The organism is Streptomyces sp. NPDC044719, from assembly GCF_056433405.1.
Window position 1 is genome coordinate 564,494 of record NZ_JBWKHE010000002.1, and the last position, 18,094, is coordinate 582,587.

The 18,094-nt window shown below is 71.4% G+C and carries 16 protein-coding genes; 8 read left to right on the forward strand and 8 right to left on the reverse strand.

The features are described from left to right. Positions 1–2 precede the first annotated feature (2 nt). Positions 3–728 (reverse strand): TetR family transcriptional regulator, encoded by a 726-nt coding sequence (locus AC07DF_RS09325; protein WP_478968564.1) that lies wholly within the window; start codon positions 726–728, stop codon positions 3–5. Between the two features lie 159 nt (positions 729–887). Between AC07DF_RS09325 and AC07DF_RS09330 the strand changes: the two genes are divergently transcribed. Together AC07DF_RS09330 and AC07DF_RS09335 are read left to right on the forward strand one after the other, a co-directional pair. Continuing rightward, the gene (locus tag AC07DF_RS09330) at positions 888–1,589 is read left to right on the forward strand and encodes a peptidoglycan-binding domain-containing protein (RefSeq protein ID WP_478968566.1); all 702 of its coding nucleotides are present in this window, start codon (positions 888–890) and stop codon (positions 1,587–1,589) included. Between the two features lie 560 nt (positions 1,590–2,149). Next, positions 2,150–2,629: a flavin reductase family protein gene (locus tag AC07DF_RS09335; RefSeq protein WP_478968568.1), complete on the forward strand. Its 480-nt coding sequence runs from the start codon at positions 2,150–2,152 to the stop codon at positions 2,627–2,629. A 250-nt stretch (positions 2,630–2,879) separates the two neighbouring features. Here AC07DF_RS09335 and AC07DF_RS09340 read toward each other — a convergent pair whose 3' ends face one another. The 4 genes from AC07DF_RS09340 to AC07DF_RS09355 form a co-directional block, all read right to left on the reverse strand. Continuing rightward, positions 2,880–5,270, reverse strand: a complete 2,391-nt coding sequence (locus AC07DF_RS09340) for a SpoIIE family protein phosphatase (RefSeq protein WP_478968570.1) — start codon at positions 5,268–5,270, stop codon at positions 2,880–2,882. Between the two features lie 105 nt (positions 5,271–5,375). Continuing rightward, positions 5,376–5,942: an antibiotic biosynthesis monooxygenase gene (locus tag AC07DF_RS09345; RefSeq protein ID WP_478968572.1), complete on the reverse strand. Its 567-nt coding sequence runs from the start codon at positions 5,940–5,942 to the stop codon at positions 5,376–5,378. A gap of 52 nt (positions 5,943–5,994) precedes the next feature. Continuing rightward, complete coding sequence (locus tag AC07DF_RS09350) at positions 5,995–6,375, reverse strand: hypothetical protein (protein WP_030847522.1); 381 nt, start codon at positions 6,373–6,375, stop codon at positions 5,995–5,997. A 283-nt stretch (positions 6,376–6,658) separates the two neighbouring features. Then, entirely contained in the window at positions 6,659–7,576 is a 918-nt protein-coding gene (locus AC07DF_RS09355; protein WP_478968575.1) for a MurR/RpiR family transcriptional regulator, read from the reverse strand. Positions 7,577–7,733: 157 nt separating this feature from the next. Between AC07DF_RS09355 and AC07DF_RS09360 the strand changes: the two genes are divergently transcribed. Both AC07DF_RS09360 and AC07DF_RS09365 read left to right on the forward strand, forming a co-directional pair. Beyond that, positions 7,734–7,895 (forward strand): hypothetical protein, encoded by a 162-nt coding sequence (locus AC07DF_RS09360; protein ID WP_478968577.1) that lies wholly within the window; start codon positions 7,734–7,736, stop codon positions 7,893–7,895. A 59-nt stretch (positions 7,896–7,954) separates the two neighbouring features. Continuing rightward, on the forward strand, positions 7,955–8,356 hold the full coding sequence (locus AC07DF_RS09365; protein ID WP_478968579.1) for a DUF3662 domain-containing protein: 402 nt from the start codon (positions 7,955–7,957) through the stop codon (positions 8,354–8,356). Between the two features lie 7 nt (positions 8,357–8,363). On the opposite strand, the gene AC07DF_RS09370 is transcribed toward AC07DF_RS09365, so the two are convergent. The 3 genes from AC07DF_RS09370 to AC07DF_RS09380 all read right to left on the reverse strand — a co-directional run bounded on the left by AC07DF_RS09370 (position 8,364) and on the right by AC07DF_RS09380 (position 13,098). Continuing rightward, complete coding sequence (locus AC07DF_RS09370; RefSeq protein WP_478969474.1) at positions 8,364–9,929, reverse strand: ArnT family glycosyltransferase; 1,566 nt, start codon at positions 9,927–9,929, stop codon at positions 8,364–8,366. Positions 9,930–10,076: 147 nt separating this feature from the next. Then, positions 10,077–11,996 (reverse strand): phosphatase PAP2 family protein, encoded by a 1,920-nt coding sequence (locus tag AC07DF_RS09375; protein ID WP_478968581.1) that lies wholly within the window; start codon positions 11,994–11,996, stop codon positions 10,077–10,079. A 202-nt stretch (positions 11,997–12,198) separates the two neighbouring features. Next, positions 12,199–13,098: a BadF/BadG/BcrA/BcrD ATPase family protein gene (locus AC07DF_RS09380; protein ID WP_478968584.1), complete on the reverse strand. Its 900-nt coding sequence runs from the start codon at positions 13,096–13,098 to the stop codon at positions 12,199–12,201. 265 nt (positions 13,099–13,363) lie between these two features. On the opposite strand from AC07DF_RS09380, the gene AC07DF_RS09385 reads away from it, so the two are divergent. The 4 genes from AC07DF_RS09385 to AC07DF_RS09400 all read left to right on the forward strand — a co-directional run bounded on the left by AC07DF_RS09385 (position 13,364) and on the right by AC07DF_RS09400 (position 18,092). Then, complete coding sequence (locus AC07DF_RS09385; protein WP_478968585.1) at positions 13,364–14,485, forward strand: ROK family protein; 1,122 nt, start codon at positions 13,364–13,366, stop codon at positions 14,483–14,485. A 274-nt stretch (positions 14,486–14,759) separates the two neighbouring features. Then, positions 14,760–16,082: an extracellular solute-binding protein gene (locus AC07DF_RS09390; protein ID WP_478968586.1), complete on the forward strand. Its 1,323-nt coding sequence runs from the start codon at positions 14,760–14,762 to the stop codon at positions 16,080–16,082. 202 nt (positions 16,083–16,284) lie between these two features. After that, on the forward strand, positions 16,285–17,196 hold the full coding sequence (locus AC07DF_RS09395; RefSeq protein ID WP_478968588.1) for a carbohydrate ABC transporter permease: 912 nt from the start codon (positions 16,285–16,287) through the stop codon (positions 17,194–17,196). Next, positions 17,193–18,092, forward strand: coding sequence for a carbohydrate ABC transporter permease (locus AC07DF_RS09400; RefSeq protein ID WP_478968591.1), 900 nt, complete (start codon positions 17,193–17,195; stop codon positions 18,090–18,092). The genes AC07DF_RS09395 and AC07DF_RS09400 overlap by 4 nt, the downstream gene beginning before the upstream one ends. Positions 18,093–18,094: the final 2 nt, after the last annotated feature.

The following is an 18,094-nucleotide window of genomic DNA, read 5'->3' on the forward strand; positions in this document are numbered from 1 at the left end:
CCTCAAATGTGTGGGCCTTCAGGCCGCCCCAGCGTCGACTCGATCTCCTGCACCACCCGCCACAGAGGTGCTCCGCGTCGCGAGACGACCACCACCACGTCCTCCGGCTGCGGTTCCGCGACCGGCGCCGGCGCGCCGCCGAACGCCAACTGCACGTACGCCAGCGCGTGGTCCACCGTGGCGCTCGCCTCGTCCTGTCCGTCCGAACGCAGCCAGGAGCGCAGGGCGTTGTTGTGTGCCGCGACCACCGCCGCGGCGATGACGTCGGCGTGCAGGGTCCCGTCCCGGCGGGCCGCGAAACGGCGGCGCAGGTACTCGGCGAGGGCGCGCTCGTAGCGCCACACCACCGACAGCTCGTAGGCGCGCAGCCCGGGGACCTGCTTGGTCAGGCGGTAGCGCTGCACGGAGAACGTCGGGTTCTCGGCGTACATCCGCAGCACGAGCCGGGCCGCGTCGCAGACCCGCCGCACGGGCTCCTCGTCGTCGGAGCCGTCCGCCAGGAAGGCCGTCATGTCGGCCAGGCACCGCTCGTGGTCCGGGAAGACCACGTCCTCCTTGGAGGGGAAATAGCGGAAGAACGAGCGCCGTCCGACGCCGGCGAGCGCCACGATGTCGTCGACGGTGGTCTGCTCATAACCCCGCTCGAGGAACAGCTGGAAGGCGGCCGCCACCAGGGCGTCCCGCATGGGCGGCTTTCCGTTCCCGAGGTCGGCTTTCTCGGAGCTCATGGGCTGGAACGTAGCACCCGAAAGGCCACGGATGGCACTCAGTGCAGTCGCGGGGAGGAACTGAGTGCTCTCTGAACTCCTGGCGCGGCAGCCGCGTATCTAGCGGCGGAACGATCCTCGAAGACGGGCGCCTCCGAGCCCGGACGGAAGGAGAGCAACGTGTCGACACCGTCCGAGCCCCGGCAGCCGTACGACGGCCCGGCCCTCGAACCCATCCGCGTCCTGCGGCCCCGCCGCACCGACGCGCTGGCGGAACTGATGCGGGAGTACCGAGAACAGACCGCCGCCGCCTCCGGCTCCGCACCGGGCGGTCCTGAGTCCGGCGGCTATGAATCCGTCGCTCTGCCGGGCCCGCCGCCAGGCTCCGAGGCCCTGACGCAGGAAATACCGCCGGTCGCTCGCGCCCGCCGTGACCGCCATGCCGTACGCTCCGGATCCGGACTGCGCCGCGCCGCCGTCGCGGTGGCGGTCGTCGCGGCGGCGGTGATCGGTTTCGGCGGTGCGCTGCTGCTCCGCGGCGGCGAGAAGACCGAGGACAGCGCGGCCCCCGCCCCCCGCCCGACCGCGTCCGCCCCCACACCGACACCCACCCCACCGGCCGCGGCTCCGGCCGACCCCGACGGCCCCGGCACCCTCCGCGAGGGAGCCACCGGCCCCGAGGTGACCGAACTCCAGGAACGCCTCCTGCTCATCCCGGACGTCTACCGCGACGGCTCCACCAGCGGCAGCTACGACCCCACCCTGACCGCGGCGGTCGCCCGCTTCCAACTCTGGTACGGCATCCGCGGCGACGAAACGGGCGTCTACGGCAACGACACCCGCACGGCACTGGAATCCCGCACAGCCCCGAACACGAGCTGACGGGCGTCGCCTCGCGGTTGGGCCGTGTGCTGGACGGGGCTGGGGGCCGGTCGGCCGCTTGCCTCGGCCGGGTGATCTGGCGACCCGTCGGTGCGCAGCCTGGCACCACTGGTTCATCGGGCCGCTCGCCGCTCGGTCGTGTGGCCAGGGTGCTGCCCGTGAGATGGTCCGCCGACGGCCGCTCGCCGGCCGGCGGCTTTCGCGTCGTCGTCCGCCCAGTGGCTCACCGGAGGGTTGGCCAGGTGCTGGATGGTGCCGCCGTTCGATGGTCCGCCTGGCGGTGGGGGCGCTCGCCGGTCTCCAGCGGCCCCGAGTGGCTGTGCTCACCGGACGGCACCTGCCCACCCGGTCGGCAGCATCGCCCGGCTGCCCCACAGCCGGCGGTGCGCCGGCCTCGCGGCGTCGGTCCGGAGGGCGTGGCCCGTCCGGCCGCGTCGGCCGTCAGATGGCATCGGTCCCTACGGCGGCACCGTGTCGCGAGATGGCACCCCCATCCCCGGCATGGTGAGGTGATGCCGAGGGGCGTCGGACGTGGTGGTGGAGGAGTGAGTGGTGTGGGCATGGACGCGTTCGTCGGGCGGCTGGATCCCGACATGTGCGTGGTCACGGCCGTGGCGGGGGGCGAACGGGCGGGCTGTCTGGTCGGGTTCGCCTCACAGTGCTCGATCCGGCCCCCGCGGTTCGTGGTGTGGCTCTCCGAGCTCAACCACACCTTCCGGGTGGCCCGGAACGCCGACGTGCTGGCCGTGCATCTGCTCGACCGTGAACAGCGCGGCCTCGCCGAGTTGTTCGGCGGGCGGACCGGTGACCGGACGGACAAGTTCGAGGGGCTGCCGTTGCGGGAGGGGTACGGCGGGGCGGCAGTACTGGAGGACGTCCCGGCCTGGTTCGTCGGCCGGATCGTGACGCGTGCCGGCGGCGGAGACCACATCGGCTTCGTTCTCGACCCGGTCGAGTGGGGCGGACGGGAGACGTACGACGGGCCCCTGCTGCGCCTGTCCGACGCCCACACCATCGCGCCCGGTCACCCGGTCGACTGATCCGGCGCCCCGTAAATCGAACGCCGGGCAACGGCTGAGAAAAGGAGCGGGACGGTGGCGCCGACGGGCCTCACCCTGGCCCGGGGCGATGAGTGAGCTGCCCCGTCCGCCGAGAACCGAAGGCCATGCCCATGAACGGCTCCCGCATACCGGGCCTGGTGCTGCCCACCGTATTCCTGCTGGCCCTCCTCGTCGGCCTGTGGTGGTACTGGCGGCACCGCGGTGACTCCTGACCCGGGACGCGTCCCGCCTACCGCTCCGGCACCCTCGGAACCCGGATGTCCACGACGCACACGTCGTCCCGCCGCTCGTCCGGAAGCATCCGCGCGAGCAGCGGCCCGAGCGACGCGGGCCCGTCGGTGTGCGGGGCCGCCACCGCCTCGGCGAGCCGCTCCAGCCCTCGGTCGATGCTCTCCGGAGGGTGCTCGACCAGGCCGTCGGTGAAGAGGATGAGCCGGTCGCCCGGTTCGAGGCGGCAGTCCGCCTCTTCGTAGACCGGCTTGGAGGATGCCCCTAGCAGCATGCCGCGGGGCCGGCGCAGATACCGCGCCTCGCCGTCCCGCAACAGCAGGGGCGGGGGATGTCCGGCCTGGGCCCAGACCAGGCGCCGCTGCCGGGGGTTGTAGCGGGCCAGCACCATCGTGGCCGTCGCATGGGAGTCGCGGGAGTGCAGCAGCAGCGTGTTCAGCCGGGCGAGCGCCCCGGTCAGCGACGAGCCGGTGATCACCATGCCCTTCGCGGTGAAGCGGAGCTGCGCCATCGTGGCGACGGCGCCGACGCCGTGCCCGGCGACATCGCCGACCACCAGCAGCGCGCCGTCGTCGGGCAGTTCCACGGCGCTGAACCAGTCGCCGCCGACGTGCACACCCGACTGGGCGGGCAGATAGGCGACCTCGACGCGCAGCCCCGCCAGTTGCACCGGCCGGTTGGCCATCGGCAGCAGCGCGTGCTGAAGCCGGGACGCCAAGGTCCGCTCGGCCCGCAGGACGTCGTTCTGCGTGAGGATCGCCTGCTCGCTCTCGACCAGGGCCAGCTCCGCCCGCCGCCGGGCGGTCAAGTCCTGCACGACGCCGTGCACTTCGACGGGTGTGCCGTGCATGTCGGCCACGGTCTCGGCCACCAGCCGCAGATGCCGGATGACGCCGGACGTCCTGATGCGGAACGGCAGGTCGAACGCCCGCCCGTCCTGGACGAGGGCGCGGACGGCACGGGTCAGCGCGGGCGCGTCCTCGGGCAGCGCGAGCTCCGGAAGACCGGCGAGACCCACCGGCCCCTCCGCGGGGTCCCGGCCGAAGATGGTGAACACCTGGGTCGACCAGGAGGCCTCCAGCGTGGCCAGGTTCCAGTTCGCCCAGCCGAGGTTGCCCAGCCGCTGGAGATCCGCCAGCCGCTGCTCCTGCCGGTCGGAGGAGCCGTGCCTGACCCAGCTGACGACCAGCGCGTCGCCCAGCAGCGCCACCCGCGCCGAGTAGGTGGAGAGCGCGGCGATGCCCGCCACGACCTCCTCGTGCGCGAACGGCTCGCTCTCGTACGGCTCCCCTGTGGTCAGCGTGTGCACGCAGCCCCACCACAGCGGCTCGCCCGCCAGGGCGGGCCGGAACTCCAGCAGCCGCCGCCCGGCCAGCTCCTCGCCGGGACGGCCCAGCAGGTCGCCCGCCTGAGCGGTCGCCGCCTCCACCCGGAAGTCCTCGGTCTCACCCGACGGGGCGCTCAGCGGGGTGAGCAGCATCGCCGCGAGCGGCAGCGCGTCGAACAGTTCCTGCACCGCGTCCGTGGCGGGGTCGGCGGTCCGCTCCGGCGGTGCGTCGAAGGCACGCATTCGGCCGGCGCACAGCCCGGTGACGCCCCGCAGCTGAGCGCGGTCGCGGGGCGTGAACGACCCGGCTCGGCCGCGCAGCACACCGAGGCAGACCTCGGCCGAGCCGGCCGTGAACACCGGCAGCCAGGCACGTGACCGCCACCGCTCGGGAGGCTCCCCGATCAGCAGGTACCGCCGGGCGTCCGAGGCGAAGTCCTCCAGCCAGCGCGGCTCGCCCGCCCGCAGCGCGTCCAGCGCCGCGATGCCGCTCAGCGGCGGCACCTGGTTCCACTGGGCGGCCAGCTGGTCCTCGATGCCGGCGTGCCCGATCAGCTCCAGACCGCCGTCGGGCCTGCGGGCGTAGAGCATGATCGCGTCCGCCCCCATGTCCGGCGCGAGATGCTCCAGCAGACACCGTGCCAGGTCGTGCGGTGTAGTCACCCGAACGAGGGCCTGGCCGATACGGGCCAGTGCGGCTGCGACGTCGTCCGGCGCGGCCGTCTCGGCCAGGGAACCGGGGCCGGGGGCGCCGGTGCCGACGGGAGCGGTGGGCGCACCCGGGGCGGGCGCGGCCGGCGCCAGACTCCCGAGCGTGATCCAGCACTCCTCCAGCAGGGTGTGACGTGCCGCCTTGGCCCGCTGGAGCAGCTGTTCGCCGGCGGCGTCCGCGGAACACCCGGTCAGGGCCATCTCAGCGCCCGTGGCCCGCTCCACGACAGCGGACATGGCCGCCTGGTCGCGCAGCCGGTCCAGCTCGGCGCGCTGCCGGGCGACGATCTTGGCCAGTTCGACCAGGTCCGGTGCGACACCGGGCTGCGCCGGCGTCACAGGCTCGCTCGTCACGCCTTGAGCATGGCACACCCGGGCCCGTTCGAAGACCCACTTGTGCGCACGGACCGCCCGCGGATCCGCGGCCTCCCGCACGTCGGGCCCGGCTCCCCGCGCTGGTCAGCGGCTGTCGCGCGGATACAGCCACAGCCGCAGCAGCCGGCTGAGCCGTGGCATCACCAGATAGGTCAGCACCGGCAGCAGCACCAGGGGGAACACGGCAGCCCGCAGCGGCAGCGGCCAGCCGGTGGTCTGCGGTGTCACCAGCCACTGGATGAGCAGGGTGAAGGGGTAGGCGCCGAGGAACGTCGTGAGGACCATCTTCCACCGGGGCGGGGCCTGCACGGTGGTGCCCGGCAGGCTGAACCACGTCTCCATCCCGGTGGTCGACTGGCGCTCGCTGCTGACCTCGGTGGCGATGTCCTCGATCTTCCGGTGCCAGTGCGCCCGCTCCTCGGACTCCAGCCAGGCGGCGAGCCGGTGCTGGTCGGACCAGCGCAGGACCGCGTGGAAGCGGTGGCCGTCCTCCGGCGTCAGCCAGGAGACGCCCTCGTTGCCCGGGAACTGCCTGGCGCAGCGGGAGATGCCCCGCGTCCACTCCTCGAACTCCCGCTCATGGCCGGGGCGCACCTGCCAGGTCAGGACCGTGGTCACCGGCTCCGCGCGCCGGACTTCGGTGGTGCTCATTCCCTCACGTGTGCCACGCACGGCTCGGGTCATGCCCCCGGGGGCCCCGGGATCACGGCTGGCGGTTGGCCTCCACCAGCGCCTGGGTGACCGCCCGGACGCTGCGCGCGATGTGCTGCAACTGCATGACCTCGGCCGCGTACAGCTTGATCGTGTGCTCGATGACGCCCTCGTGCAGGCCGAGCCCCGGCAGGTCGGCGCGAGCGGTCTGCAGGGCGGTGCGGGCCACCCGGATCTCCTGCTGGACCTGGATCTGGGCGTGCCGGGCGAGGAGGACGGGGTGGCGGATGAACACGGGGTAGCCGGCGTAGCGCGTGGGCACCAGCTCGCGCAGCCACTTGGCCGCCGAGCGCTCCCAGTCGTAGCTCCCGGGGGTCTTGACCTGGCAGGGCCAGTCCGGGCTGATGCGCGTGGTCGTCAGGGGCATGATCATCGCTTCCGGGTGTGCGGCGTCGTGAGGGTGGACGACGGGTCGGGGCGGCCCCGGCCTAGGGGATGGCCAGGGCCGCCACGGATACCCGGGACGCCGGAGTGGGTAGGCCTCGGCCTCCTCGGGTGCGGAACGGATCCGGCAGGCCGGGTCGCGATCCGTGAGCAGTATTTATATATGCCATCCGGTTTGCAAGGAGCATGAAAACATTCATGCGCGCTTTGTTGTGGATGATCCCTTTGTCTGGTCCAGTGCCTGGTCCGGGGCGGGTGCGGCCGGCTGTCCCTCAGTCCCGGAGGAAGAAATGGTGCTGGTCGGCGACCTGTTCGTACTCCTCAAGACGGGCCTGCGTCCGCTCCGGGTCCGCGTCCGTCATGGCCTGCAGCAGCGCCGAGCACATGACGCCCGGGGCCGCGTAGGAGTCGAAGACCAGGCGTGATCCGGTGCCGGTGGCGAAGGCGACGTCGGCCTCGTCCGCGAGCGGCCCGAGCGCCAGGTCGGTGATCAGGGCGACCTTGAGCCCGGCACCCCGTGCCACGCGCACGGCCGTCAGGGTCTCCTGCGCGTGCCGGGGCATGGAGAACGCCAGCACCCAGGTGCCGCCCGCCTCACGCGACTGCAGCAGCGCGTCGTAGGCCACGCTGCCGCCACGGGTCACGAGCCTGACGTCCGGGTGGATCCGCCGGGCGGCGTAGGCGAAGTACTCGGCGAGCGAGACGGAGATGCGCAGGCCGAGGACCGTCAGCGGGGCCGACGACGACAGCTTGCGGCCGATGTCGATCACCAGGTTCGGATCGGCGAGGTCCCGCCGCAGGTTCTCCAGGTTCTCGATCTCGGCGTCGACCGCCGCCTGCAGCTCGTTGCCCCGGATCTCCTCGGCCGGACCGCCCGCGAGGGTGCCGAGCGCGATCGACTGGAGCTTCTCCCGCAGCGCCGGGTACCCGCTGAAGCCGACCGCCGAGGCGAACCGCGTCACCGAGGGCTGGCTCACGCCGACCCGGTCGGCCAGATCCGTGATCGACAGGAACGCCGCCTCGGTGATGTGCTCGATCAGGTACTGGGCGATGCGCCGCTGGCCCGGGGACAGCCGGGGACGGTCGAAGAGCGTGCGCAACTGGGAGGACGGGGAGACCTCCGCTTCGGGTGCGGCCTTCCCCGAGGTGATCGCGGATGCCTGGGCGCGTGCCTGCTGCGGCGATGGCACCGGTGTGCCTCCTTCGTCTGCCACGAACGTTCAACATAGCTCACGCACCGAGGTGACCAGGGCTTCCTCGGACAGCACATGAGGTGCCCGGCGCGGGGATACCCGGACGCCGGGCGGGAACCCGCCGCCACAGATCATCCCGAGAGGAGCCACCGTCATGACCGTCCCCGAGGAGAACCGGCCGAAGACGGAAACCACGGACCAGATCCTGGAGCACCAGGACGATCCCCGGTCCCGACCGCCGGGCGCCACCGGCCGCACGCTCCGCGAGGCCCTGGAGGAGGCCGAGGTGCGGCCCGACGACTTCGACGAGCGGTAGCCGGCACCCAGCCCCCCCGACCCCGACCGACCCGACGACGTTCCGGCAGGTGACACCGTATGGGCGCGCTGAGTGCGCTGGAAGAAACCCTGGAAAACCGATTTGACGCCCTGTGGGCCCGGGTCCGCGACAAGGACCCGGTCGAGGTCGTCGACGCCCTGCGACGCGAGTGCGACGACAACGCCGTGGTGTGCCGGGAGGGCCGTGTCATGGTCCCCAACGCCTACGACGTGGAACTCGTCGACGACATCCACGACCGCCTGGGCAGCCACAGCACCCATGTGTGCCAGGCCCTCACCGACGCCCTGGCCCGCCACGCGGAACGCAAGGGCTACGAGTTCGCGGGCCCGCTCGCGGTCCACGTCGCCAGGTGCCCCGAGGTCCCCAACGGCCGCTACCACGTGGCGAGTCGAGTCATGGAGCACGTGAGCGTGGACGGCTTCTTCCACGCGACCCATTGAGAAGCGCTCAACGACGATAGATCGTGATCGAGTGCCCCACGTCGTCAACGGGGCGGCTGCTGCCGATCAACCCGGCCAGCCGCCCCGTCGCCTTCGCGGCAGCCGAGTCCGACACCACCAGCAGCCCCCGCACATCACCGTCGCGCACCGCACGCGGATCCCGGGCCTCGATGCCGTACGCGGCCGGCACCCCGCTGCCCTTGTACACCAGCCACACCCGCTCATCCGGATACCGCTCCCGCAACCGCTCGGCGAGCCGCCCGAGGTCCTGCCCCCAGTCCACGTTGGAGTCGTGCAACCGCTCCCGGGTCCGGCCCGGCCCCCCGAACGCCTCGTTGGAGTACGGCAGGTAATAGGGGTACGTACGCAGCGAACTCACGGCGACGAACACCACCAGCACCCCCACGACACCGGCGACCCACCGCCGCCGCAGCAGCGGAAGGCACCCCGCGGCCACCGCGAGAAACAGCGACAGGAACACGGCGTAGCGCGTACCGAAATCCCGTGCCCCCTGCGTGGCCGCGGCCAGCAGCACCACAGGCGCGGCGAGCACATACGGCGCGGCCGGCCGCAGCCGGCGTACCGCGACCACGACGGCGGACCCGGCGAGCCACAGCGCGAGCATCCCGAGCGGCGTCTTCACCAGCAGCGCGGCCGGCAGGTAGTACCAGAGCGAGCCCGAGTACAGCCGGCCGAACAGAAAGCCCTGCCACGGCCGGTTCTCCAGACCGAACTGGACCCGCATCCCGTCCCGGTACGCCTCGGGGAACGGCATCAGCTCGACCAGCAGCCCCCGCAGCCCCCGCACCTGCGGCACATGCTGCTCGGGAGCCCACCGCAGCCGCGGATCGACCATCACATACGCGGCCCACACGACCGCGACCGCGGCCAGAGCCACCACACCCGCGCCGGCCACCGCCCGGATCAGGACCCGGGCCCGGGTGCCCGCCGACGCGTGCCACACCGCTACGGCGCCCAGTGCCATGAGTACCGGTACGGCGGGAAGCGTGCTTATCCTCGTCGCCAGGGCCGCCCCCAGCGCCACCCCGGCGAGCGGCAGGTACAGCCGAGGCCTGCGGCGGGCCCGCCACAGCAGCCACACCGACGTGAGCACGAACCCGGCGGCCGGCACGTCGAGCGTGGCGAGTGAGCCGTGGGCGATGACGTCGGGGGAGAAGCAGTACAACGCGAGTGCGGTCAACGCCCCTGCCGTCCCGGCCAGTTCATGGGCGAAGACGAACACGACCAGACCGAAAAGCAGCGTCAGCGCGATCACGGGGAGGCGGGCCCACAGCATCAGCCGCCAGGGGTCGTTGCCCGACTCGTAGAGCAGGTGCCGTCCCAGCCTGCCCTGGTCCCCGGCGAAGGAGGGGTCGATGTGCGGCTCCGCGAGGGCCACCCCGGCGCCGATGAGCAGCTTGCCGAGCGGTGGATGCTCGGGGTTGTGGCGCAGCCGGTGCTCGTGCACGTACTCGGCGGCCGCGCCCACGTACACCGGTTCGTCGATGGTCGGGGTCTGCCGCACAGCGGTCGTGACCATCGCGAAGGCCATCTGCCCGAGCAGCGCGACCATCAGGAGCGGCACCCACCACCGGCGGTCGGGCCGTCGCACGGCCCCGGCCGGTGCCGGGGGAGGGAGCGGCACCGGCCGGGAAACGGCGGGAGCGATCCAGAGGTCCCTCATGGACCCACTCTGCATCAGCCCCCGCCGCGCACGGCGTCACCGCCGCACGAGTCGCACCGACAGGCCCTCCGACGTGTGCACGGGGACGGCCCGCAGCGTGTCGGAATCCAGCTCGACGCGGGCGAACCCGCCGCGCAGTGACGGAGCGGACAGGACCGGGACGGTCGTCCCCGCGACGGGCGGGCGCTCGGTGTCGAGCCGCAGCGACAGCACGCTGTCCCGGCCCAGCAGGACCCGCCGGCTCACCGTGAGCGCCGGGCCGTGGTTCTTGCGGAGCAGCAGCTCCAGCGTCGACTCGCCCTCCTGGACGTAGGAGCCGCGTACCCGCAGGACCTTGCCGGCGCGGAGCGTACCGCCCGTGACCCGGACGTCACCCTGCCCCAGGGCGTTGGGTGACGCGGCGACCAGCAGTCCGTCCTCGACGACGGTCCCGCCGTGGTAGCGGTTGTGGCCCGTGAGGGTGAGCGTGCCGGTGCCGCGCTTGGTCAGTCCGGCGTCGCCCTCGATGTCGTTGCGCCAGCTGTCCGCCGCGTGGAAACCACCGGCCGCCGCGTCCAGCGTCACCGATACGTCGTGGTCGAAGGCGCCGTACCCGTCCGCGGCGGCGAACAGGTTCAGCCGCCCCCACTGCTCGAAGCCGTCCAGCAGGACGTACCCGGAGGGCAGCGCGGTCGTCCGCAGCACCTCGCGCCGCTGGGCCGCGTCCAGGTAGGGCAGCCTCGTCTCCAGCAGGACCTCCGCGCCCTTGGGCACGGTGAGCGGCCGGTCCTGGCCCCGCCGGGGCAGGATGTACGTCAGCCGGGGCCGCACCGCACGGGCGTTGGCGTCCCGGTCGGCGTAGGGGTCGGTGCCGGTGTCCGCGGAGTGCGCGTACGCGTACAGGGTGTCGGCCGTCGTGCCGGTCTTCTCCGCGAAATAGGCCAGGGCCTGGGCGCGGGCCGCCGCCTTGAGCCCGGCGTTGGCCGGGTCCGCCAGAGTGGCGGCGGCCAGCGCGGTGGCCATGATCCGGCCGCCGAGCACGTCGACGGGGGAGTGCATGCCGGCCACGATCCGGGTGTGGGCGAGTTCCAGGGCGCGCGTCACCAGTTCCTGGAAACGTTCCGGAACCGCGTACGCGTAGGCCAGCGACGCCAGGTGCAGGGCGTTGGTGTGGCCGCTGGGGAAGCCACCGTCCTCGGCCGGCTTGTCGCCGCGCTGGCGCAGCAGCTGAGGGGCGACGACGACCTTCGACTCGTACACCGGGAAGCCGAACTCGTCCGTCCTGCCGGTGTCGACGACCTCGCTCTCCCCGTTCATCCGCCACGGCCGCGGGTACTGGTAGGCGAACTTGGCCGGGTTGCTGGAGGCCCAGTTGCCGCGCAGGGTGTCCACCAGCCGGGCCACCTGGCCGAGTTCGGAGTCGTACGAGCCCGCGCCCAGCGCGGAACCGGCCGGGGCGTCGGCGGGCACGGCATCGTTGATCTTGGCCGGCGGTGTGCCGTCCGGTGCGCTGGTGATCGACGTGACCGCCTTGGCCCCCGCCTTGTAGAGCGCGGCGAGCGGACCGAGGCCGTCGATCATCGAGTAGCTCTGGTGCTGGCGGTCGATGACGAAGGCTTCCCTCGCCTCCGCGTCGGTGCGCTCGGCGGTGATCCGCTCGCAGTAGCGCACGTTGGCGCGCAGTACCTCCGGCATGAGCGGGATGCCGGTGTTCCAGGAGCCGGTCTTCCACACCTGGGCGAAGCCCCCCAGAACCCGGACGACCGCGTTGGTCTCGGGGGTCTGGTTCGTCAGGACGTTGGACTTGTAGTCGTCGACGAACGCGACGGGCCCCGTGGCGGCCTTCGCGTCCGCGGCGGCCAGCCACGTGGCGAAGGTCGGCGCGGCGAGCAGCCCCGCGGAGGCCCCGAGGGAGGTCCTGAGGAAGCCTCGCCTGTCGACGGAGAGGGTGGCGGGACGCCCGGCTGATGACGGCATGGGTGGGCCTCTCTTGAGTTCTGCGACGAATGCTCCGGCCGTACGGCCGGGAAGGTGGTGCGGCGTGTGCGACTCAGGGTGCCTCTGTCGACTTCTGTGGCACCTGTTAGCTACGAGACGAAGATCTACGGCCGTGTTGTGACCCTTCGGAGAGGGAACGGCCACGGGCCGGTGTCCGGAAGGTGAACGGCGCCCGCCCGGCTCACAGAAGCGAACGGGCCAGCGCCACCGCGCCCTCGACGGGCGGCACGCGCAGCGGCTGCGGCCGGGCCCCGGGCAGGACTTCGGCGAGCGCGGAGGTGAACGCCGCGTACAGCGCGGGCTGGGCGAGAACCGTGCCCCCCGCCACCACCACGTCGTCCACCGCGACCCCGCGCCGGGCGAGCCGTACGACGAGCCCGGCGAGTGCCCGGCCGCCCTCGGCGATCACGGCCCGGGCGAGCGGGGAGCCCGCCTCGGCGGCGGCGAACACCACGGGGGAGTGCCGGCCCCACTCGGCGGAGACGTCCGTGGCGGCCTCCAGCGCCGCGCCGAGCGCGGGCACCTCGGCCACCTCGAACGCGGTGATCAGCCCGGTGGCCAGCGCGTCGGGCTCCGCGCCGCGGTCGTGCGCCGCCCAGACGGCCCGCGCGGCCTCGCGGACGAGTCCGGCCGCGCCGCCCTCGTCGCCGAGCACGGCGCCCCAGCCGCCGACCTGCACCGGATCGCCGTCGGGCAACCGCCCCACCGCGACCGAACCGGTACCGGCGACCAGGCCGACGCCCTTGTCCAGCCCGGCGGCGGGCACGAGCAGTTCGGCGTCGCCCACGACCAGACAGGGCACACCCAGCCGCTCCTGAAGCGCGGCCCGGATGCCCTCGCACTGGCGGGGTGTCTCACAGGCGTGACCGCCCACGGCGAGCGCGGACGGTCGTACGGAGGGCGGCAGGGCGTCGTCGACCAGAGCGGTCAGCCAGTCGGCGGCGGCCCCGGGGTCGTGCGGCCGCCAGCCCGTGCTGGCGCGGACGCGGTCGACGACGATCTCGCCGCCCGCGGGGGCACGCAGCTGGGTCTTGGTGCCGCCCACGTCGATACCGACCGCGAAAGGCGTGGAGTCCTGCACGGGTCCTCTTTCGGTGTTGCGCGGCCACGGCGAACGGCAGGCGAACCGAGCGTCGGGCCACGGCAGTTGAAGAGGTAGGGAAGCCCCGGGACGGGCTTCTGCGGAGCACGGCAGGCGAGTACCGTGAAGTTCGTTAGGAAGTTAACTAACGAAGTAGGGTGCGTCAAGAGGCACGGAATTCCCGATGCCGCGCCACCCTCGCGGCCGCCCGCTCGGCCGCAGCACGACCTGGGGAGACCATGCACCTGAGTGACCTGGGGAGACCATGCACCTGAGTGAGAGTGCCCGTGTGGTGTTCGACGTACTGGCCGGGGCGGGCACGGCCACCCGCCCCCAGCTGGCGGCCGGTGCGGGCCTTTCCAAGCCGACCGTCTCCACCGCCGTCGCCGAACTCGAGGCCGTCGAGCTCGCCGCCCACTCCGGGCGGGCCTCCGGCGGCACCGGCCGCAGCGCCGCGGTCTACCGGCTGGGCCCGGCCGCCGGCGCCGTGCTCGCGGTCGATCTCGGACCTGCCAAGACGCGGGTGCGCGGATGCGCCCTGGACGGCACGCTGCTCGCCGAGGGCACCGGGTCCCGCCCGGAGGCCGCCGACACCGTCCGCAAGGTCCGCGACGCGCTGCCCGTCGGCGCGCCGCTGAGGGCGGTCGTGGTCGCCGTGGGTGACGTCACCACCCGGGACGGAGAGGGCGCCGGGGAACGCCCCGCGACCGCCAAGGCCGGCCCGGTCTTCGACGCCATGGCGGTGGCGCTGCCCGAAGGCGTCCCGGTCCACCTGGAGAACAACGTCAACTGCGCCGCACTCGCCGAACTGCACGAGGGCGCCGCCGTCGGCCGCGACACCTTCGGCTATCTGCGCATCGGCGTCGGCATCGGTCTCGCCGTCGTCATCGGCGGCCGCGTGCTGCGCGGCGCGAACGGCGCCGCTGGTGAGGTGGCCAGACTGCCCTATCCCTGGGACGACCTGAGCGCCCCCCGCCACGAGGGCCTGGAGCAGCGGATGGGCTCGCGCACCCTGCTCCGCCGTGCCGCCGAGACCTGGCAGGACACCGACGGACCCCGCCCGCGCACCGCCGAGCGGCTCCTCACCCTCGCCGGGCAGGGGCACGCCACGGCCCGTGCCGTCCTCGACTCGCACGCCGCCGACGTGGGCAGGCTCGCCGCCGCCGTCGCCGCCGTCATGGACCCCGGGCTGATCGTGCTGGGCGGCGGTACCGGCGCGGATCCCCAGCTCCTGCCCGGTGTACGGGCCGAGCTGGCCCGGCTGAGCTGGCCCACCGAGGTGGTCAGCAGCGTCGTGGGGGACACCGGCACCGTCGCGGGCGCCAGCAGGCTCGCGGTCGCCCATGGAATCCAAACCGTGACCGGAGCTGTGCGGGCGAAGCATTGACGGCTGCGTCGTCGGTCTGCCAATGTCCGGACAAGCGCTTTCTGAGTCGGCCGGGACGCCGACTCCGGGTGAGCCTCCCGCACGTACGTGAAGTACGGCAGCCGCACGAGGGCGTGCTTGTGCGACGTCGGCCGTCATGGCCGGGGACCCCACCCGTCAGGGCGACGCGGCCGGGCGAGGCCGTGCCCCCGGAAAGCGAAATTTCCTGCAAAATGCACCCGTGCCGCCTCGGCTGGCGCCGTGCTTCTTCCGCTACGACGAAAAGGGATTGAAGATGACCAGTCTGGGTGTGCGGCGCTCGCGCCGGCTCGGCCGCGGTGGCATACGCCGCGTTGTTCCCCTCGCTGCCGTGGCGACGGCAGGTGCCCTGCTGCTCTCCGCCTGCGGGTCTGATTCCGGCTCGGGCGGGACCTCCAAGTCGCTGACGTTCTGGATCTCCACGGTTCCGGGGCAGGACGCGGGCTGGAAGAAGATGGTGGCGCAGTACAAGAAGGAAACCGGCGTCAAGGTCAAGCTCGTCAACATCCCCTACGACGGCTACGACGCGAAGCTCCGCAACGCCGCGCAGGCGAACTCCCTGCCCGACGTGGCGGCAGTGCCGAAGCTGGACCCGATCTGGGCGAACAAGCTGATCGACCTCGGCTCCATCGCCAACAACAAGAGCAACAAGATCAACAAGAACTTCATCGCCAAGGACTCGTCCGGGAAGGTGCTGTCCATCCCCTCGGACATCACCGCGTCCGGCATGTTCATCAACAAGTCGCTCTTCGAGAAGGCCGGGGTCTCCTACCCGACCTCGCCCGACAAGACCTGGACCTGGACCGAATTCATCAAGGCGGCGGACGAGGTCCGGGAGAAGACCGACGCCAAGTACTCCCTGACGTTCGACCCGTCTCCGTCCCGGCTCCGCGCCATGGTGTACGAGATGGGCGGGAAGTACGTCCACGCCGACGACTCCGGCAAGTTCTCGGTGGACGCGGCGACCAAGAAGGCCGTGAACACCTTCGTCGGATGGAACGACGACAAGACCATGCCGAAGTCGGTGTGGACCAGCGAGGCCGACCCGTCGGCCATGTTCCAGAGCGGTGACGTCGTCGCCTACTGGTCCGGCGTGTGGCAGGTCGCCGCCTACGCGGAGAGCATCACGAAGTTCGAGTGGGCGAGCGTCCCGACTCCCGCCGAGCCGGTGCAGGCCAGTGACGTCAACAGCGGCGGCATGACGGTCGGCTTCAACAACAACGCCGACGCGGCCGCCGCCGCGGAGAAGTTCCTGTCCTGGCTGTACGAGCCGGCCCACTACCAGGCGCTGTGCGAGGCCTCCGGGTTCCTGCCCGTCGAGACCGGTCTGAACCCGAAGTACCCCTTCAAGTCCGAGGCGGCGCAGGCGGCGTTCAAGCTGTACAACGAGTCGATCCCGCTCTACGACCCGATCTCCGGCTACTTCAACCGCGCGCAGACGCAGTGGGCGCTGAAGGGCAAGAGCATCACCGAGGACCCGACCCCGACGGAGCTCGGCAAGGCGATCAACGGCCAGCAGTCGGCCGACAAGGCCCTGGAGAACATCGTGGCCGGCTACAACCAGCAGGTCGGCGGCTGATCGTGGGCCGGCGGGCCGGGCGGCGGGGGCGACACACCGCCGCCCGGCCCAGGGCCTGTCTGACAAATCCACGCCTGCTCCGCGACGCCCGCCCTTCGGGCGGACGACGGGGATTTGTCAGACAGGCCCTCGGCCCCACGCGATGCCGTGCTCATGGCCTTGAGCGCACAGGAACCCATTCCCCCAGCACGGAGTCAGAAAGATGACCCAACTCGCCCCGGACGTGTCCGCGAGCCCGCCCAGGAGACGCAGTAAGTACACCCTTGCGCCGCTGGTCCTCATCGCGGCCAATGTCGTGCTCTTCGCGCTGTTCTTCGTCTGGCCGGCGGTGATCGGGCTCGTCTACTCCTTCACGAACTACACGGGCGTGGGGGCGTTCCAGTTCGTCGGACTGGACAACTACAGCAACCTGTTCGGGGACTCCACCTTCTTCGACGCGCTGACCCGGACGCTGCTGTACACCGTGCTCTTCGTTCCGCTGAACTTCGTGTTCTCGCTGCTCATCGCCAACGTGCTGGTGAGCAAGAACGCCAAGGGCGTATCGGTCGCCCGCGTCTTCTTCTTCATCCCGTGGCTGCTGTCGCCCATCGTCGTGGGTGTCCTGTGGCGGTGGCTGTTCGGTGAGAACTTCGGACTGGTCAACCACCTCATCGAGAAGTTCGGCGGAAGTGCCGTTCCGTGGCAGTCGAACGCGGACCTGTCGCTGCTGGTCGTGGTGGTGGCGGCATCCTGGGCCTGGACGGGCTTCTCGATGCTGCTGTTCATCGCGGCGATCAAGAACGTACCGCAGTCGTACTACGAGGCGGCCGCGCTCGACGGCGCCGGTCCCTGGCGCCAGTTCATCAGCATCACCCTGCCGAGCATCGCGCCCACTTCCTTCATCGTCATCCTGCTCAACACGATCCACGCGATGAAGGAATATCCGCTGTTCGCCTCCCTCAACAACGGCGGACCCGGAACGTCGAACAACCTGCTTGTCCAGTACATCTACCAGACCGGCTTCAAATCGGGCCAGATCGGCTACGCGAGCGCCGCGTCGTTCGTGCTCATGCTCATCCTGATGGCCGTCGCGATCATCCAGCTGGTCGTCAACCGGCGGGTGGAGAACCGATGACAACCACAGACATGCCGCGCAAGGTCGATGCCGATTCCGTACGGGCCGTCTCCAAGAAGCGTCCCCGCGGCGCGGCGAGCGGTGGGCTTCGGCGCGCTGTGCCCCCGACGACACTGCTGTGGGTCCTGGCGGCCATCTACGGATTTCCGGTGCTGTGGTTCGTCCTCAGCTCCTTCAAACCGGCGGGAGACTTGTTCTCCTCCCTGTCGCTGTTTCCGGACGACCCCACCCTGTCGGGCTACAAGGCAGCGTGGGACGGCGCCAACTTCTCCGGGTACTTCATCAACACGACCATCGTGTGTGTGATCGCGACGATCCTCACGGTGGGAGTCAGCTGCTGCACGGGGTACGCGCTGGCCAAGTACGACAACAAATGGCTCAAGGTCTTCTTCATCTGCATCCTGGCCACCACGATGCTGCCGTCCGAGGTCATGCTCGCCCCGCAGTTCCTGGTGGTCCGCGACCTCGGCCTGTACAACCAGCTCGCCGGCATCATCCTCCCGGCGGTGCTCACCGCGACCGGGTGCTTCATGTTCCGCCAGTTCTTCCTGACGGTCCCCGACGAGCTCATCGAAGCCGCCCGCATCGACGGGGCGCGTGAACTGTCGATCTTCCTGCGGATCATGGTGCCGATCTCCCGGCCCATCATGCTGACGCTCGCCATCCTGTCGTTCCAGTGGCGGTGGAACGACTACATCTGGCCGCTGCTGATGCTCAACGACCCCAACAAGTTCACCGTGCAGATCGGCATCCAGAGCCTCGTCGGGGCGCAGAACATCAACTGGTCGGTGGTGCTCGGCGGCTCGGTCATCTCCATGGTCCCGCTGATCGTCGTCTTCCTGGTGTTCCAGCGTTACGTGATGAACGCCAACATCAACGCCGGACTGAAGGACTGACC

Coding starts and splice junctions, on each gene's coding strand:
- AC07DF_RS09325 (WP_478968564.1), bottom strand. CDS start 728: ATGAGCTCCGAGAAAGCCGACCTCGGGAACGGAAAGCCGCCCATGCGG.
- AC07DF_RS09335 (WP_478968568.1), top strand. CDS start 2,150: ATGGACGCGTTCGTCGGGCGGCTGGATCCCGACATGTGCGTGGTCACG.
- AC07DF_RS09345 (WP_478968572.1), bottom strand. CDS start 5,942: ATGAGCACCACCGAAGTCCGGCGCGCGGAGCCGGTGACCACGGTCCTG.
- AC07DF_RS09350 (WP_030847522.1), bottom strand. CDS start 6,375: ATGATCATGCCCCTGACGACCACGCGCATCAGCCCGGACTGGCCCTGC.
- AC07DF_RS09360 (WP_478968577.1), top strand. CDS start 7,734: ATGACCGTCCCCGAGGAGAACCGGCCGAAGACGGAAACCACGGACCAG.
- AC07DF_RS09365 (WP_478968579.1), top strand. CDS start 7,955: ATGGGCGCGCTGAGTGCGCTGGAAGAAACCCTGGAAAACCGATTTGAC.
- AC07DF_RS09370 (WP_478969474.1), bottom strand. CDS start 9,929: ATGGTCGCGCTGCTCGGGCAGATGGCCTTCGCGATGGTCACGACCGCT.
- AC07DF_RS09375 (WP_478968581.1), bottom strand. CDS start 11,996: ATGCCGTCATCAGCCGGGCGTCCCGCCACCCTCTCCGTCGACAGGCGA.
- AC07DF_RS09385 (WP_478968585.1), top strand. CDS start 13,364: ATGCACCTGAGTGAGAGTGCCCGTGTGGTGTTCGACGTACTGGCCGGG.
- AC07DF_RS09390 (WP_478968586.1), top strand. CDS start 14,760: ATGACCAGTCTGGGTGTGCGGCGCTCGCGCCGGCTCGGCCGCGGTGGC.
- AC07DF_RS09395 (WP_478968588.1), top strand. CDS start 16,285: ATGACCCAACTCGCCCCGGACGTGTCCGCGAGCCCGCCCAGGAGACGC.
- AC07DF_RS09400 (WP_478968591.1), top strand. CDS start 17,193: ATGACAACCACAGACATGCCGCGCAAGGTCGATGCCGATTCCGTACGG.